Origin of the sequence: Kitasatospora sp. NPDC058115 (assembly GCF_042884635.1) — a bacterium.
Classification (GTDB): domain Bacteria; phylum Actinomycetota; class Actinomycetes; order Streptomycetales; family Streptomycetaceae; genus Kitasatospora.
Genome location: NZ_JBHVTL010000003.1, coordinates 1 through 16,725 on the forward strand (window position 1 = coordinate 1; position 16,725 = coordinate 16,725).

Consider the following 16,725-nt stretch of genomic DNA (forward strand, 5'->3'; position numbering starts at 1 on the left):
GCGCTCACCCGTGCCGGACCGGTCCGGCACGGGTGAGCGCAGGTGGGCACGGGTGGGGTCAGCGGACGACGCGGAGCTCGGCGGTGTGGTCGTGCGCGTTCGCGTGGCGCAGGGTGACCGTCGCGGAGCCGATGACGGTCGCGGCCCCCTCGGTGAGGGTCCTGGTCTCGTCGCCGAGCTTGACCTCGGCCGTGGTGTCGGTGATCCGGCCGACGGTCAGCTTGAGGGTCTTGTCGCCGCCGAACACCTCGGCGCTGTAGGTGGAGTCGGCGTTCTCGGTCCGGACGGCGACGTCGCAGCTGTTGTCGTCGAGGCAGAGCGAGACGCCGCCCTTGCAGGCGGTGAGCCCGGCGCCGAGGAGCAGGACGGCGCCGGCCGCGAGCGCGGCCGAGCGGACGGCCGGCCCCCGGCGGCGGCCGGGGCTCGGGCGGGACCGGCGGGCGGCCGGGCGGGAGGTCGGGTGACGGTCCTGGTGCGGGGAGGTGGGCGCACTGGTCATGGCTCCGACGGTAGGCGCGCGCCGTCAGCCGCACATCGGCCCCCGGCGGTACCCGGCCCCTGGCCCGTCCCGGACGCCCCCGGCCGCCGATCGGCCCCGCGCCCCGAGGGGTGAACCCTTAGGGGACGGCCGGAGTTGACGGTGCGACCTGCGAGGCCCCGATCCCGGCGACGACGATCGCCAGGCCGCGTTCGAAGCGCTGCTCGAAGTCGCCGAAGAGCTCCCGGCTCGCCGCGGCGGCGAGGGCGTGCTCGGGCTCGATGCCGGCGGCGCGGCGGTCCGGGTCGTAGCCGGGCGCCCGCTCCCCCGGCACCGGGTGGACGGCCTGCTCCTCGATCACGAAGCCGGTGGTGAACGCGTACGCGGTGGTGAAGGCCAGGACGGCGTCGGCGAGTTCGAAGCCCGCCCGGTCGAACACGGCCAGCAGGGCGTGCTGCCGTCCGGCGTGGCCGGAGTCGGTGAGCCGGGTGCCGCTGAAGACCTTGGCGCCGTCCCGGTAGCCGAGCAGCGCGGCGCGCAGGGCGCGGCAGGTGCCGGTGAGCGCCTCCCGCCAGTCGTCCGGGACGGCGGGCGGGCCGGCGGACATCCGGCGGAGCATCTCGGTGGCCATCTCGTCGAGCAGCGCCTGCTTGTTGGCGAAGTGCCAGTACAGCGCGGGGGCCTTGACGTCCAGCTCGGTGGCGATCCGGCGCAGGGTGAGCCCGTCCAGCCCGGTCTCGTCGAGCAGCCGCAGCGCGGTGTCGACCACCTGCGCGCGGTCCAGCTTCGGCGGCATCTCGCGGTTCCCTCCGGGCGGCTGCTGTCGTCCCGGCCCGATGGCCGGCATTGACAATTTAACACCGTTAAGCCGATGCTTCCGGATGTCCGCCACTTAACAACGTTAAGGAGAGTGTGCGATGGCGCACGCCCAGAACCGGAGCGGGACCGGCGTCCCGAGCGAGACCGACGTCCTGATCGTCGGCGCCGGGCCGACCGGGCTGACCCTCGCCTGCGACCTGGCCCGGCGCGGGGTGTCCGCGCTGCTGGTCGAGCAGGCTCCGGCGCTGTTCCCCGGCTCACGCGGCAAGGGCCTCCAGCCCCGCACCCAGGAGGTCTTCGAGGACCTCGGCCTGCTCGCCGCCGTGCACGCCGTCGGCCGCCCCTACCCCCGCATGGTGAACTGGGAGAACGGCGAGCGGCAGGGCGAGTGGGAGCTCGTCGGACGCCCGGAGCCGGACCCGACCGTGCCGTTCCCGGCGGTCTGGATGCTCCCCCAGTGGCGCACCCAGGAACTGCTGCACGACCGGCTGCGCGAGCTCGGCGGCGAGGTCACCCTCGGCACCGCGCTGAGCGGCCTGGAGCAGCACCCCGACCGGGTCGAGGCCCGGCTGACCGGCCCCGACGGCATCGCGCGCACGGTCGCCGCCCGCTATCTGGTCGCCGCCGACGGCGGCCGCTCCACCGTCCGCAGGGCGGTGGGCATCCCGATGGCGGGCGAGCAGGTCGACCCGCACCCCGCGCTGGTCGCCGATGTCGAGATCGACGGCCTGGACCGCGACAACTGGCACTGCTGGCCGAAGGCCCCCGGCGGCGCGCTGCTGCTCTGCCCGCTCCCGGGCACCACCGCCTTCCAGCTGTTCGCCCGGTTCGACGCGGCCGGGGACGGCGCGACGGGGAATCCCGCGGCGGACGGCGGCACCGCGGGCGGCGGCCCGGCGGGCGACGGCACCGCGGGCGGTGACCTCGCGGAGCCCGACACCTCGGCCCGGGCCGTGCGGCGGACCGTCGCGGCCCGCACCCACCTGCCGGAATCCGCGGTCGGCGCCGTGCACTGGGCGTCCGGCTTCCGGCCGCGCGCGGCGCTGGCCGAGCGGTTCCGCGAGGGCCGGGTCTTCCTGGCCGGCGACGCCGCGCACATCCACTCCCCGGCCGGCGGCCAGGGCCTCAACACCAGCGTCCAGGACGCCTACAACCTGGGCTGGAAGCTCGGCCAGGTGCTGCGGCACGGCGCCGACGAGGCACTGCTGGACAGCTACGAGCAGGAGCGCCTGCCCGTCGCCGCCGAGGTGCTGGAGATCTCCACCCGGCTGCACCGCGCGGGCGGGGTCCGGGCCGGCGGGCTGCGGCGCGGCCCGCGCACCGAGCAGCTCGGGCTCGGCTACGAGGACGGCCCGCTGACCGTCGAGGCACGGCCCGGCCTGCCCGAGGACGCGCTGCGGGCCGGCGAGCGCGCACCCGACGCCCCGCTGGACGGCAGCGGGCTGGACGGCGCGCCGGTGGCCGCCGTGGCCGGGCGCCGGCTGTTCGACCTGTTCCGCGGCCCGCACGTCACCGTGCTCGCGATCGGCCGCGCCCTGCCGCGGCTGCCCGCCGGGGTGCGCGGGCACCGCGTCGACGGCGGCGTCGCCGAGCGGGCGTACGGGCAGGGCCTGTTCGTCGTCCGGCCGGACGGCTACCTGGGCCTGGCCACCCACGATGCGGCCGACCTGCCGGGCTACCTGGCCCGCCTCGGCCTGCACTGAACGGCGCCCACCCGGGCCGTGGCCCGCCCGGGGCGCGTCCGGGCACATGCCACGGGCTCATGCCACGGCCTCATGCCTCACGGGTATGCCACGCGCGTAGATCAACGGCCGACGAAAAGCCGGGCGTTCAGTCGCCGGCCGTGTCCCACGCCCCGGGCGCGCCCCACAGCGGCGCCGTGCAGCGCTGGTAGGTGGCCTGCCAGTGCGGCCAGTGCCGGGCCACCAGGTCGTCGCAGTCGGCGAGCAGCCGCTCGACCACCGCCGGCTCGACGCCGTCCAGCAGCCAGGCGAGCGCGTCCGGGCTGCCCGGCCCGTCGGCCGAGTGCAGCACGTCCAGCAGCTCGGGCAGGCTGCCGACCCGCGAGCTCTCCGCGAAGACCCCCTCCATCCGCGGCAGCAGCTGGCGCTCCTCGACCCGCAGGTGGGTCTCCAGCCGGGCCGCCAGGTCCTCGATGGCGTAGGCCACCGGCCAGACCGATCCGGTGTCCCGGCTGGCGATCCGGACCAGGGTGGTGACCCGGGTGAACGAGTGGTCGAGGTTGTGGTGGTCCGACTCCAGCCAGTTCAGCAGCAGCCTCAGCTCGGGCGCGAACCGGCGCACGATCGGCCAGATCCGGGTGTCCTGCTGCTCGTGGTGGCAGGTCAGCATGGCGGTGACGAAGGTCCAATGGCGCAGCAGCGCGGCGCCCTTCTCGTCCTCGCCGGGCTGCAGCAGTCGCAGCGCGTTGGGCAGCCTGGCGAGGTCGCGACGGAGCGCGGCGTGCACCAGCCGCAGCCCGGCGAAGCGCATGACCTGCGGTTCCTCGTCGGCGGTGTGCTCGTGCACGGGGCCGCCCTGGGCGGGCACGACCGCCGGGGCCGGGGACGCTACGGGCAGCAGGTGGCTGGGCATGGCACTCTTTTCACGCTCGGGCAAGGGCTTGGCTCGACCTGGCACAACTGGCGGGCTGGCTCTCCCACCACAGTGGTGAGAGGACATCAGAGGCGAATCAATGTCCGATTGACGTGCAGCTCAGCGGCCGTTCGACCGGTTCCGGCGGGCGGCCCGGCGAACGCGACGCAACATTCCGCCGCACCCGCCCCGTGTAACAGGGCGAGGGTGCGCCACCCGTCGCACCGGGGAAGCCGACGAGGAACAGCGAGGCCGGATGTCACCGGATCAGGAGCGGACGTTCGACGAGTTCGTCGCGGGCCGGTACGCCGCGCTGCGCCGCACCGGGTATCTGCTCTGCGGCGACTGGCACCTCGCCGAGGACCTCGTGCAGACCACCCTGGTGAAGCTGTACGCCCGCTGGCCGCGGCTGCGCGAGCCGGAGACGGCGTACGGCTACGCCCGGACGACGCTGGTCCGCGCGTACGTCGACACCCGGCGCCGGCGCGCCGCGCAGGAGGTGACCGCGCCGGACCCCGGCGTCCTCCTGGAGGACGGCCGCGGCGGCGGGCGGCGGACCGGCTCGCAGGCCGACCCGGAGCGGCGGCTGGCGCTGCTGGCGGCACTGGCGCAGGTCAGCCCGGCCTACCGGGCGGTGCTGGTGCTGCGGTTCTGGGAGGACCAGTCGATCGAGTCGACGGCGGCCGCCCTGCGGCAGAGCACCGGCGCGGTGAAGTCCGCGACCAACCGGGGCCTGGCCCAGCTGCGGGCGATCCTCGGCGACTCGGTGCACGAGATCGCCGCGGGCTGACCGGGCACCGCGGGCTGAAACGACCACCACGGGCTGACGAGGAGAGGGAGGACCATGGGCCAGGAGGACCGGGATCTGGGCGCCGAGCGGATGGGCGCGCTGTTCCGCACGGTGTTGGACCAGCAGGAGCCCGCCGTGCCGCCGGTGGGACCGCAGGTGAAGCGGGCCGGCGCCAGGCTGCGGCTGCGGCGGCGGGTGCTGACCGTGACGGCGGCGGCGGTCGCGGTGGCGGCGGTCGCCACGGCCGGGGTCGCGGTGACCGGCCGCTCCGGGCCCGAGGCCCCGGCGGCGGCGCCGACCACCGCCCCGGCCTCCGTGACCACCTCGACCGCCCCGACCGCGCCGCCCACCCCGACGCTCCCACCCGCTCCGGCCGCTCCGGCCGCCCCGACCGCCCAGACCTCCCAGACCTCCCAGGAGCTCGTCGCCGAGGACTGGCGGCTCAACGCCGTGGGCCACGCCGAGCTGCTGCGGTTCCTGCGCGAGCACCCGCTGCCGGGCGTCACCGCGGTGGAGGAGGGCGCGAGCTCCCGCGACTTCACGCTGCAGCGCGCGAACGACGGCCGGATCAGGTTCATGCGGGAGTTCAACGGCCCCGCCCACAGCCCCTACGACCGGGAGACGCCCTGCGCCCCGAAGCTCCCGAGCGGCGAGCCGGCGAACCCCTTCGGCACCGACTGTCTCGCCGTGCCGCTCCCCGACGGCGCCCTGGCGTGGGTCCTGCACCCGGTGCACCGCGGGCCGTCGGCGTCCTCCGTCTGGATCTGGCTCGTCACGGCCCAGGGCCGGATGCTGATCCTGAGCCTCGACTCCGCCCCGGTGAACGGCGTCTACACCACCCCGCCGCTGGAGACGGTGCGGGACTTCGCCATGACGCCCGGGTTCGTCCGGGCGGTCGACGAGGGCTGGCGGGACTCGGCGGTCCGCTGAGCCCGCCCGGCCCCCGGGCTCAGTCGCCCTGCGGCCCCGCGAGGTTCTTGCTGAGCCACTGCAGGGTGTCCGGGATCATCTTCTTGAAGTCGCTGGTCAGGTGCTTCCCGCCGGGCTGCTCGTAGTACTCGACGGTGAGCGGCGGCGCGGCCTTCGCGACCCAGGCCTTGACCAGCTTCATCTCGTACGCGTTGCCGCCGCCGGCGGTGGCCAGCATCCGCACGTCGGCCTTGCCCTCGGCGACCAGCAGGTCGGGGCTGTTGGCCTGGCGCTCGGCCTCGTGGCCCTTCCAGAGCGGCGAGTCGGGATTGAAGTAGCCGTCGATCGGGACGGCGGCCTTGAAGGTGTCGGGGTACTGGAGGGCGAGCTTGGCGCTGCAGAACGCGCCGGTGGAGGCGCCCATCAGGCCCCAGCCGTCGCGGCCCTTCACGGTGCGGAAGTTGGCGCGGACGAAGTCGGGGATGTCCTCGGCCATCCAGGTGCCCATCTTCGGCTGGCCCGGGATGTCCGCGCACTCCAGGGCCTTGGCCTCGTTGGAGTCGAGGTTCTGCACCGGCATGATCATGATGAACGGATGCGCCTTGCCCTGCTTGGCGAGGTCGGCGTCGACCTCCTGGATCGGCAGCTGGTTGTCGGTCCAGGTGTTGTAGCCGGCGCTCTGGCCGCCCGCGTACAGGGTGAGCACCGGGAAACCGGTCCTCGCGTACTTGGGGTCGTTGTACTCCGGCGGGAGCCAGACCCAGACCTTGCCGGTGACCCCGGACTTGGGGCCGGTCAGCGTGGTCATCATGATCTGGCCGGCGGCGGTGTCCCTGGCCTTGCCGAACGCGGCCTGCGGGCCGGTCGGCATCAGCACCTTGCCGCTCGGCGCGGGCGGCGTGGTCGCGGGCGGCGCGCCCGTGGCCGCCGTCGGGCTCGAACCCGCGGCCGAACCCGAACCCGAACCCGCGGCCGGGGACCCGGGCGCGGACGACGACGCCGAGCCCGTCGAGCCACCGGCGCCGCCGGCGACCGCCGCCGCCGCGGTGGCGCCCTTCGCCGCGTCCCCCGACTTCCCCGCGGTCCCGCCGTCCGCGCTCCCGCAGGCCGCCAGCGCGGCGGCCAGGGTGAGGACGGTGGCGCCGGTCAGCACGGCGCGGGAACGGGAGGACTGCGGCTGCACGGTGAGAACTCTCCGACCGGTGTCGCGCCCGCTCCCACGGAGCCGGGCGGTGGCCCCCGGGTGGGGCCGGACAGGCCCGGGGCGCGGCTGTCTGCGAGACCCCCGGGAGGCTGCGCGCCGCCCTCACGAGGGGCGCGCCGCCCTGCGATCTTATGACGTGGACCGCCCCACCCCGGTTGCGCATTGGCCAGCACCGATCCAATGTTTGTTCCCGATCGGGTAAAGCCCGCCGGGCGCCCCTCCCGACCGGCGGGGACCCTCCCCCGCCACTCGGCGGGGCCGGTCCCGGGCTGGCAGCGGGAGTCCGTCGCTGACATCGTTGAGCGGATCGCGCAGTCCGTCCGAGCCCCGCAGTCCCCGGCCGAGGAGCCCGCCATGCTGGAACGCGTCGCCGTCGTCACCGGAGCCGGAAGCGGGATCGGGCGGGCGGTGGCGGTGGAACTCGCCGCCGGGGGGTGGCGGCCGGTGCTCGCCGGGCGGCGGGAGGCGGCGTTGCGGGAGACCGCGCGGCTGAGCGGCGCCGGGGCGGTCGCGGTGCCGACCGACGTCACGGACCCCGGGGCCGTGGACGCGCTGTTCGCGGCCGCTGTGGAACGCTTCGGGCGGGTGGACCTGCTGTTCAACAACGCCGGGGCGTTCGGTCCCGCCGGCACGGTGGACGAACTCGACGTCGACGCGTGGCGGGCGGTGGTCGACGTCAACCTCACCGGCGCCTTCCTCTGTGCCCGCGCCGCGTTCCGGCAGATGCGGGCGCAGCAGCCGCAGGGCGGCCGCATCATCAACAACGGGTCGATCTCCGCGCACGCCCCGCGTCCGCGCTCGGCCGCCTACACCGCGACCAAGCACGCCGTCACCGGGCTGACCAAGTCGCTCTCGCTCGACGGCCGTCCGTACCGGATCGCCTGCGGGCAGATCGACATCGGCAACGCCGCCACCGAGATGACCGCCGCGATGAGCAGCGGCGTGCCCCAGGCGGACGGGCGGGTCGCGGTGGAGCCGACGATGGACGTCGCCGACGTGGCGCGCACGGTGCGGCACATGGCGGAGCTGCCGCTGGAGGCCAATGTGCAGTTCGCGACGGTGATGGCGAGCGCGATGCCGTACATCGGCCGCGGCTGACCTCCCGCTCAGCTCAGCCGGACGACGGGACCCCCGTCCGCCGGAGACGAGGGTCCCTGATCCGCCGGACGCGCTCTTCTGCCAGGTGCCGGAGCCGGACCGGAGCCCGTCAACACCTCGCGCACGCCGCCCCGGTGCGCCTCCCGCGCACGACACCCCGCGCACGACACAGGGCCCGGCGGTCGCACCCGCCGGGCCCTGCCCCTGTCTCACCTGGTTTCCGCCGGTTTCACCGGCGCCGGGTCAGCTCGTGGCGATCGAGGTGTCGTCGATGACGAAGCTGGTCTGCAGCGAGGCGTCCTCGGTGCCGGTGAACTTGAGGGTCACCGACTGGCCCGCGTAGGCCGAGAGGTCGAAGGTCCGCAGCTGGTAGCCGGCGGCCGCGTCGGCGTTGGAGTAGGTCTTCAGCGTGGTGCCGTTGACCTGGACGGTCAGCTTGTCGTACGCGGTGGTGCCGGACTCACCGGTGTCGATGTGCAGGTAGAAGCTCAGCGTCGCCTTGCAGCCGGCCGGAATGGAGACCGTCTGGGACAGCGTGTCGGTGTGGGTCGAGCCGTAGCCGTTCAGCCAGGCCTTCCACGAACCGCCGTGCGCCGCCTGCGAGGACGAGTTGTCGACCACCCCGCTGGAGGCGGTCCACGGCGTGGCCGTGCCCGTCTCGAAGCCGGCGTTGCCGAGCAGCTGCGCCGGGGTGCAGCTGGTGTTGGGGTCGGTGACCGCCCAGGTGAAGCTGGTGGTCCCGGTCTTGCCCGCCGAGTCCTTGGCCGTCACGGTGACGCTGGAGCTGCCGATGGTGGTCGGGGTGCCGGTGATCACGCCGGTGGAGGCGTTGATCGACAGCCCGGCCGGCAGGCCGGTGGCCGAGTAGGTCAGCGCGCCGGTGCCGCCGCTCGCCTTGATCGCGAGGTTGACCGCGGTGCCGGCCTTGGTGCTCTGGTTGCCCGGGTTGGTGACGGTGACGCCGCCCGGGTTCGGGGGCACGGTGCCGACGTTGACGCCCGCCCAGGCGGTGCCGACCGCGATCACCTCGGGGCTGCCCGCGCCGTAGAGGTCCTTGGCGGCGTTCTCCGTCGCGGTGCGCGCCGCGGCGTAGTTGGTGGTGGAGGTCATGTACGAGGTCAGCGCCTTGTACCAGATCTGCAGCGCCTTGTCCCGGCCGATGCCGGTGACGGTGACGTTGTTGGCGGTCGGGCTGTTGTAGCTGACGCCGTTGATCACCTTGGCGCCGCTGCCCTCGGCCAGCAGGTAGAAGAAGTGGTTGGCGACACCGGACGAGTAGTGCACGTCCAGGTTGCCGACGCCCGAGTACCAGGAGTCGGCCGAGCGGCCGTCCTTGGAGGGCTTGTCCATGTAACGCAGCGGCGTGCCGTTGCCGTTGATGTCGATGAGCTCGCCGACCAGGTAGTCCGGGTTGTCCTTCGGCAGGTTGGCGTAGAACTCGACCGCGTTGCCGAAGATGTCCGAGGTGGCCTCGTTCAGACCGCCGGACTCGCCGGAGTAGTTGAGGTTGGCGGTGGCGGAGGTGACGCCGTGGCTCATCTCGTGGCCGGCCACGTCCAGCTCGGTCAGCGGGTGGGTGTCGCCGTCGCCGTCGCCGTAGGTCATGCAGAAGCAGCCGTCGTCCCAGAAGGCGTTGACGTAGCCGGTGTCGTAGTGGACCCGGCTGAAGGCGCCGACGCCGTCGTTGCGGATGCCGCTGCGGCCGAAGGTGTTCTTGTAGAAGTCCCAGGTGGCGGCGGCGCCGTACTGGGCGTCGACCGCGGCGGACTCGCGGTTGGCGGCCGAGCCGTTGCCCCAGGAGTCGGTGGACTTCGAGAACAGCGTGCCGTTGCCGGAGGTCCGGTTGCCCATGTCGGTGGTGTACTGACCGCCGCGGGTGCCGTCCTTGAGCTGGTACGAGGACCCGCTCTGGGTGGTGGTCAGCGGCACGGTGCCGACGAAGACACCGTTGCCGGTGCCGGTCTTGATGCCCTCGACCTTGCTGAGCACGGCGCCGGTGGCGGCGTCGGTGACGACCTTGAGGCGGCTCGGGGTGCCGTTCTCCTGCTTGCCGGAGACGACGGTCTCCCAGGCGAGCTTCGGGGTCCCGTCGGCGGCCCAGACGACCAGGCGCGGGGCGGTGTCGAGCGCGGAGCCGGACTCGGAGGCCAGCGCGGCCTCCTGGGCCTTCGGCGCGGCGAGCTTCGGCGTGGTGGTGACGCCGCTCAGCACGGCCTCGCTGGCCTTGGTCACGCCCGTGGTGGCGCCGGTGGCGTCCTGGTGGACGATCAGGTCGCCGCCGAGCACCGGCAGGCCGGCGTAGGTGCGCTCGTAGCGCAGGTGGCGGGCGCCGTTGGCGTCCTGGACGACGTCCTTGGTGACCAGCTTCTCGTCGCCGGTCAGGCCCAGGGTCTGGGCGAGGCCTACGGTCTGCTGGTTCGCGGAGGCGATCAGCTCGGCCCGGCCGGCCTGCTGCGCGGCGACGGCCGCCGGCGCGTCAGGGGTGACCGCCTGCGCGATGACCGGGATGCCGGTCACCAGCAACGCAGTGGTTGCGGCCATGACAACCGCTGCCTTCCGGGCGTGGGCGTAACGGGACATGCGGACTCCTTTTCCGACCGCCACGGGGTTCGCGGCGGTGGAGAGAACCTGGCCGCAGGGTTGCGGCTCAGTGGGGGCCCCCGCCGCCGATACGCGGCGCGGGTGCGGTTGCGGAGCGAGGTGGTCGGGCGTTTTCCGGCAGGGGACGCGCTGTTCCTCACCTGGGACAGCTGCACCGGGGGGTGGGGTCCCCTCGTCTGCAGCCGGAGGAATCGTGGCAGCAAACGAGCCGTTAATGACAGATGCATGCCATGGATTGGCCGATTAGCTACCGGCCCGTACATCCGTCAGGAGGGCGGCGGTGTTACGGCGGTAAGAACTTCTGAAGATCGTTTTCACTACCGCCGAAAAGGTTTGATCACCTCCGGCGGGCACTGACCAGCGCTCAGGGCCCGCACCCGGCCCGAACGGCGGCGGACAGCGCCGGACGGGCGCGGCACGTCACCTTTCCGGCCGTGCCATGGTCGGTTTTCGGACAACTCCATTCATTGAATGGAACCGGAAGCGGCTCGAAACAGTCCGGGCCCCGCACCGCCGGAGGCGGCACGGGGCCCGGACGGCGACGCCCCGTCAGCGCTGCACGAACACCGCCACGGTGCGGCCCGGCACGGTGAAGGTGCCGGTCGCGGCGTCGAAGCCGGCCTGCTTCACCACCGGGTCGGCGCCCCGCGCCTGCACCGGGTGCAGCGCCTGAGCCGTCCCGGCGAGCCCGGGGACGCGCTGGCCCTGCGCGTCCGGCGTGGCGTTGAACACCACCGTGACGCCCTTCTCCGCGCCCGGCAGCCCGGCGCCGTCGAGGTGCAGGGTGATCACCCCGGGCAGTTCGCCGGAGGTGCCGGACAGCGGGTAGGAGAGCCGCTGCTGGACGGCCGCCAGGGTGGGCAGCGCGAACAGCGGCGAGGAGCCCTTGATCCGCACCAGGTCCTGGTACCGCGCGCTCGCCGCCCGGATGTCACCCGCACCGACGGTCAGCCGCGGATCCGCCAGCAGGCCCTTCGCGGCGGGCCACATCTCCCGGTTGTCCGCCGCCGGCGGCAGGCCCCGCCCCCAGCCGTTGCCCTGCGCCGGGTCCCAGTGGATGGCGTTGAACCAGTCCCCGGAGTCGAAGGAGTTGGCGTCCAGCGACTTGGAGCGCAGCAGGTCGCTGCCCGCCTGGGCGAAGCCCGGCCCCTGGGAGAGCGCGGTCAGTGACAGCGCCAGCACCTGCATCCGGGCCCGGTCGGCGGGCGCGGTACCGGCCGGCAGCTTGTACGCGAGCGCGTCGAACAGGTCGGCGTTGTCGTGCGCGTCCACGTACGCGAGGGCCTCGCCGGGCCGGGCCGCGTAGCCGGTCGGGGCACCGTTGTAGTCGACGTCCTTGCCGGTGACGGTCCGTCCGGAGCTGTCGGTGAAGGAGTAGCCGGCCAGGTTGCCGGTCAGCCCCACCTTGAGCTGGTCCATCTGCCGCAGCAGCCGGGCCCGCTGCTCCTGCGGCGTGCCGTTGGCGGGCGAGCCGTTCGGGTCGGTGAACAGGCCCGAGGCGAAGCCCTGCCGGGGCGCCGAGGAGAGCTGGAAGTCACCGCCGCGGGCGGCGTCCCGCAGCCGGTCGTCGAAGGTGGCGATGCCGGTGCCCGCCATGGTCAGCTGGGTGGCCTGCTCGAACCGGGCGCCGTTCGCGACCGTGCCGAAGTTCCAGCCCTCGCCGTAGAGCAGGACGTTCCTCCCGTCCACGCCGTCCGAGTCCGGGGTCATCCGGCGCAGCGCGGCCTGCACGTCGAGCATGGTGGACTTCGGGTCCAGGCCCATGAGGTCGAAGCGGAAGCCGTCCACCTTGTACTCGCGCGCCCAGGTGGTGACCGAGTCGACCACCAGGCGGTTCATCATGGCGTGCTCGGGCGCGGTGTCGGCGCAGCAGCTGTCGGTGGTCACCCTGCCGTCGGCGTCCAGCCGCTGGTAGTAGCCGGGCACCACCCGGTCCAGCACCGAGTGGCCGTCCTGGCCGGCGGCGGCGGTGTGGTTGTAGACGACGTCGAGCACCACCCGCAGGCCCGCCGCGTGGATCGCCTGCACCATCCGCCGGAACTGCACGGTGCGCGCGGTCCCCTCGGGGTCGGTGGCGTACGAGCCCTCCGGCACGGTGTAGTGCAGCGGGTCGTAGCCCCAGTTGTAGGCGTCCTCGGCGGCGACGGCGGCCACGCACTCCTGCTGCCGGTCGCTGTCGGCGGCCAGTGCGGCGAGGTCGCAGGCGGGCAGCTTCTGCTCGGCCCGGTTCTCCCGGACGGTCGCGAGGTCGAAGACCGGCAACAGGTGGACGGTGGTGACCCCGGCCCCGGCGAGTTCGCGCAGGTGCTGCATGCCCGCCGAGCCGGACTCGGTGAAGGCCAGGTAGCTGCCGCGCTCGGCGGCGGGCACGGTGTCGTCGGCGACCGAGAAGTCACGGACGTGCAGCTCCTGGATCTGCTCCCGGCCGAGCGGGACGGCCGGCGGCACGGTGTGGTCCTCCCAGCCCGGCGGCTTCAGCCCCGTCGCGGAGAGGTCGGCGACCAGGCTGCGCCGGGAGTCGGTGGAGAGCGCGACGGAGTAGGGGTCGGTGACGGTGTTGACCACCACCTGCTGGACGGACGGCGCCCAGACCTTCACCTGGTACAGGTAGTACCGGCCGTCGAGCTCCGCCTTGTCGCGGACCACCTCCCAGACGCCGGTCTCGTCGTCGCGCTTGAGCGGCAGGGTCCGCGGGGTGCCGCCGGCGGCGGTGTCGAAGACCTGGACGGAGACCTCCTGCGCGGTCGGCGCCCAGAGCGAGAGCGCGACCTTGCCCCGGTAGTACGCGGGGCCGAAGTCGACCCGGCCGGTGCGGCGGGCGTACAGGTCGTCGAGCACCCCGGGCAGTTGCACGCCGGTGGCGGCCAGCACGGCGCCGTTGGGCAGGTGCTCGGTGAAGAGCAGCTGGCCGCGCAGCGCGGCGGGCACCCGGGCGGCGTCGCGCGGGTCGACGGTGAAGGCGCGGTAGCCGGCCAGGTGCGGGTACGCGCTCCGCTGGGCGTCGCTCAGCCCGCCCCGGACGGGCTCCAGCCGGATCCACCGGCCGGGCTTGCTGAGCACGCCGTTCTCGGCGCGGATGCCGCCGGCCGGGTCGTACACCAGCTGGGCGCTGGTGCCGGCGGCCAACGCGGCGTCCCCGGCGCCGTACCCCGGCGGAACGACGACGGTCCGCGCGTCGATCCACTGCGCCTTGGCGGTACCGGGGTCCAGCTGGGAGGAGGCGGTGGCGGTCTGCGGCAGCAGGTGGCCGGGGCGGCCGCCGAGGAGCCAGACCTCGCGGCCGTCGGCGGAGAGGTCGAGGGACTGGTCCTCGGGCAGGTCCTTGTCGTTGCCGCGGTGCAGGATGTAGGCGAGGCTGCCCGCCCCGGCGGCGAGCGGCACCTCGAAGACGGCGCCGAAGGCGTCGCGGCGCACCGGCAGGAGCGGCTTGCCCCAGTCGGTGGGGGTGGCCGCGCCGGTCCAGGTGTGCAGGCCCCAGCCGTCGTAGTCGCCGTCGGCCCGGTTGTAGTGGAGGACGGCGGTGCCGGCGGGCTGGGTGTTCACCGGGCCGGGGTTGGTGGTGCGGACGGTGGGGTCGCCCTCCTTCACCCAGACCTCGCCGGTGGTACCGACGTCGAGGTGACGGTCGGCGTCGACGTCCTTGACCCCGTTCTTCTCGACAACGAAGCCGACGTCCGAGGCGCCGGGCTTGAGCTTCACGTAGGCGAAGGCCCCGTAGGCGTCCCGGCCGGTGAACGGGTGGCCGGCCGGCCACGGGGTGCTCTCGCCGTCGGCGAGGTCGCCCCAGGCGTAGAGGTTCCAGCCGTCGTAGTCGCCGTCCTCGCGCTGGTAGTGGACGACCGCGTAGGGGCGGGTGGCGGCGGTGGGCACCGGCTGGGGCGCGGGGGTGCCGGTGGTGAAGCCGCCGGTGGCGGAGCCCAGCCGGCCGGCGGCGTCCTGGACCACGGCCTTGTAGCGCACCGGCGTGCCGGGGGCGACGCCGGCGAGGTCCTGGGTGACGGCGTAGCGTCCGGTGTCGGAGGTGCCGAGCACCTGCCAGGGCCGGTCGCCGACCTGGGCGGCGAAGGTGACCCGGCCGAAGCCGCCGCCGGGGACGTCCGCGCGGACGGTGACGGTCCCGGTGGAGCCCTCGGCGGGTGCCCCGAGGGTGATCGCGGGCGCTCCCGCGGCGGAGGCCGTCCTGCCGGCGGCCCTGAGCACGACCGAGGAGAGCGCGGGCACGGTGACGGTGACCTTGCGGTCGGCGCCGCTGGTGGCCCGCTCCCCCGCGGCCGGGTAGATCCGGTCGAAGGCCAGGCCGGCCGAGAAGGTGTCCAGGGTGACGGTCTTCGCCTCGGTGGCGTTGTTGACCGCGACCAGGTACTCGACCTGCTGGGCCGCGTCGATCCGGGAGAAGGCGTAGACGCCCGGCCCGTCGGCGGCGTAGCGCTCGATCTGGGCGCCGTCGGCGAGCGCCGGGTGGTCGCGGCGCAGCTTCGCGAGGGCCGCGACCACCCGGTACGGCTCGCCGTCCTCGCCGTAGCGGTCGGCGGAGCCGGCGGTGCCGCCGAGCACCCGGTCGGTGTTGTAGGAGGGGGTCTGCGAGGCGAAGAGGTCCTGCCGGGCGTCCTTGTCCCCGCCGGCGCCGGTGAAGCCCTGCTCGTCGCCGTAGTAGACGACGGGCTGGCCGCGGGTGAGGAACATCAGCTCGTTGCCGAGCCGGTCCTTCTTCAGCAGGGTGGCCTCGTCGGCGCCCGGGTTGTCGGCGAGCAGGAAGGAGCCGAACCGGCCCATGTCGTGGTTGCCGAGGAAGGTGGGCAGCTCGTAGGCGTCGGTGGCGGCGGTGGTGTAGCGGTGGTCCTGGGCGTAGAGGTCGGCGAGGGCGCGCGCCGGGCCGCCCTGGGAGGCGTAGGAGCGGGCGGCGTTCTGGAACGGGAAGTCGAGGGTCGCCTGGAGCCTGCCCCTGGTGACGTAGGGCGCGGTGACCGCCGGGTCGCCGGAGTAGACCTCGCCGAACATGAAGAACCTCTTGTTGCCCTGCTCGGCGGCGAAGTCCTTGAGCGCGGGAGCCCACTGCTGCCAGAAGGCGAGGTTGACGTGCTTGACGGTGTCGATCCGGAAGCCGTCCACCCCGGCGTCCTCGATCCACTGCCGGTAGATCTTCTCGAAGCCCTTGACCACCTTGGGGTTCTGGGTGTCGAGGTCGTCGAGGCCGGAGAAGTCGCCCTCGGTGGCGGACTCCCCGGTGAAGGTGGAGTCGCCCCGGTTGTGGTAGAGCGCGGGGTCGTTGAGCCAGGCCGGGGTCTTGGCGGTGGCGTCGGCCGGCTTGCGGAAGACCGGGCTGTAGGGGAAGGAGTCCCGGGTGAGCTTCGGCCAGGCGGCTCCGGTGCCGGCGAGCGCGGTCTCGTCGACCGGGTTGCCGTCGGTGTCCAGCACCGGGTAGGCGCCGGTGCTGCGGTAGCCGGACTGCTGCTGCCGGTTGTCGATGACGTCGGCGGTGTGGTTGGTGATGACGTCGAAGAAGACCTTGATGCCGCGGGCGTGGGCCTTGGCTATCAGCTCCTTCAGCTGCTCGTTGGTGCCGAAGTGCGGGTCGATGCGGGTGAAGTCGGTGATCCAGTAGCCGTGGTACCCGGCGCCGGCGTCGTCCCCGCTGCCCTGGACCGGCTTGTTGACGAAGAGCGGCGCCATCCAGATGGCGGTGGTGCCGAGGTCCTGGATGTAGTCGAGCCGCTGGATCAGCCCGGCGAGGTCGCCGCCGTGGTAGAAGCCCTTGTCGGCCGGGTCGAGGCCGTGGTCCAGACGGGTCCCGGTGATGCCTCCCGTGTCGTTGCCCCGGTCGCCGTTGGCGAAGCGGTCCGGCAGGACGAAGTAGAACTGCTCGCGGGTGAGGTCGTGGCGCCCGGCGGTGGCCGCGAGCGCGGCGTCCGAGGGCGGGGCCGGCGGGGCGGCGGCGAGGGCGGCGGGACCGGCGGTGCCGAGGGTGGCGGCGGTCAGCGCGACGGCGAGCAGCACCGCCGTCCGGCCGGGTCCGCGGGGGTTGCTCCGCCTGCGGCGGGGCGGGAGTTCGGCCACTGGGGGCTCCCTTGCGGGGGTGAGGGTGGTCGGGTTGCCGAGAAGTTGCCGAGACGCTAGCGGGCTGCAATATGTTCCAGCAAGATGCAGAAAGTGTTTCGGGCGACGACGATGCGTTCCCCCCGTCCACTGCCCCACCCCCGATTGCGCCACCCGGCCCTCCCGGCATGACAATGG

General features: G+C 73.8%; 10 protein-coding genes. 4 read left to right on the forward strand and 6 right to left on the reverse strand.

Annotated features, from left to right (window positions below; genetic code table 11):
* Positions 1-58 precede the first annotated feature (58 nt).
* Positions 59-499 carry a hypothetical protein gene (locus ACFVVL_RS03645; RefSeq protein ID WP_387671130.1) on the reverse strand — a complete coding sequence of 147 codons (441 nt, stop codon included), beginning with the start codon at positions 497-499 and terminating at the stop codon, positions 59-61.
* A gap of 118 nt (positions 500-617) precedes the next feature.
* A complete protein-coding gene (locus ACFVVL_RS03650; RefSeq protein ID WP_387671132.1) occupies positions 618-1,274 on the reverse strand; it encodes a TetR/AcrR family transcriptional regulator C-terminal domain-containing protein in 657 nt (218 codons plus the stop codon).
* Positions 1,275-1,395: 121 nt separating this feature from the next.
* Here ACFVVL_RS03650 and ACFVVL_RS03655 point away from each other — a divergent pair, with 121 nt between their 5' ends.
* Entirely contained in the window at positions 1,396-3,000 is a 1,605-nt protein-coding gene (locus ACFVVL_RS03655) for an FAD-dependent monooxygenase (protein ID WP_387671134.1), read from the forward strand.
* A 127-nt stretch (positions 3,001-3,127) separates the two neighbouring features.
* Here the strand turns inward: ACFVVL_RS03655 and ACFVVL_RS03660 are convergent, their stop codons facing one another.
* A complete protein-coding gene (locus ACFVVL_RS03660; RefSeq protein WP_380297898.1) occupies positions 3,128-3,892 on the reverse strand; it encodes a hemerythrin domain-containing protein in 765 nt (254 codons plus the stop codon).
* A 256-nt stretch (positions 3,893-4,148) separates the two neighbouring features.
* Here ACFVVL_RS03660 and ACFVVL_RS03665 point away from each other — a divergent pair, with 256 nt between their 5' ends.
* Positions 4,149-4,682: a sigma-70 family RNA polymerase sigma factor gene (locus ACFVVL_RS03665; RefSeq protein ID WP_387671136.1), complete on the forward strand. Its 534-nt coding sequence runs from the start codon at positions 4,149-4,151 to the stop codon at positions 4,680-4,682.
* A 54-nt stretch (positions 4,683-4,736) separates the two neighbouring features.
* Positions 4,737-5,612: a hypothetical protein gene (locus ACFVVL_RS03670; protein WP_387671138.1), complete on the forward strand. Its 876-nt coding sequence runs from the start codon at positions 4,737-4,739 to the stop codon at positions 5,610-5,612.
* 19 nt (positions 5,613-5,631) lie between these two features.
* Here ACFVVL_RS03670 and ACFVVL_RS03675 read toward each other — a convergent pair whose 3' ends face one another.
* Positions 5,632-6,774 (reverse strand): alpha/beta hydrolase, encoded by a 1,143-nt coding sequence (locus ACFVVL_RS03675; protein ID WP_387671140.1) that lies wholly within the window; start codon positions 6,772-6,774, stop codon positions 5,632-5,634.
* A 375-nt stretch (positions 6,775-7,149) separates the two neighbouring features.
* On the opposite strand from ACFVVL_RS03675, the gene ACFVVL_RS03680 reads away from it, so the two are divergent.
* A complete protein-coding gene (locus ACFVVL_RS03680) occupies positions 7,150-7,893 on the forward strand; it encodes an SDR family oxidoreductase (RefSeq protein ID WP_380297893.1) in 744 nt (247 codons plus the stop codon).
* A gap of 243 nt (positions 7,894-8,136) precedes the next feature.
* Here ACFVVL_RS03680 and ACFVVL_RS03685 read toward each other — a convergent pair whose 3' ends face one another.
* Entirely contained in the window at positions 8,137-10,434 is a 2,298-nt protein-coding gene (locus ACFVVL_RS03685; protein WP_387671143.1) for a M4 family metallopeptidase, read from the reverse strand.
* 609 nt (positions 10,435-11,043) lie between these two features.
* Complete coding sequence (gene pulA, locus ACFVVL_RS03690; protein ID WP_387671145.1) at positions 11,044-16,548, reverse strand: pullulanase-type alpha-1,6-glucosidase; 5,505 nt, start codon at positions 16,546-16,548, stop codon at positions 11,044-11,046.
* Positions 16,549-16,725: the final 177 nt, after the last annotated feature.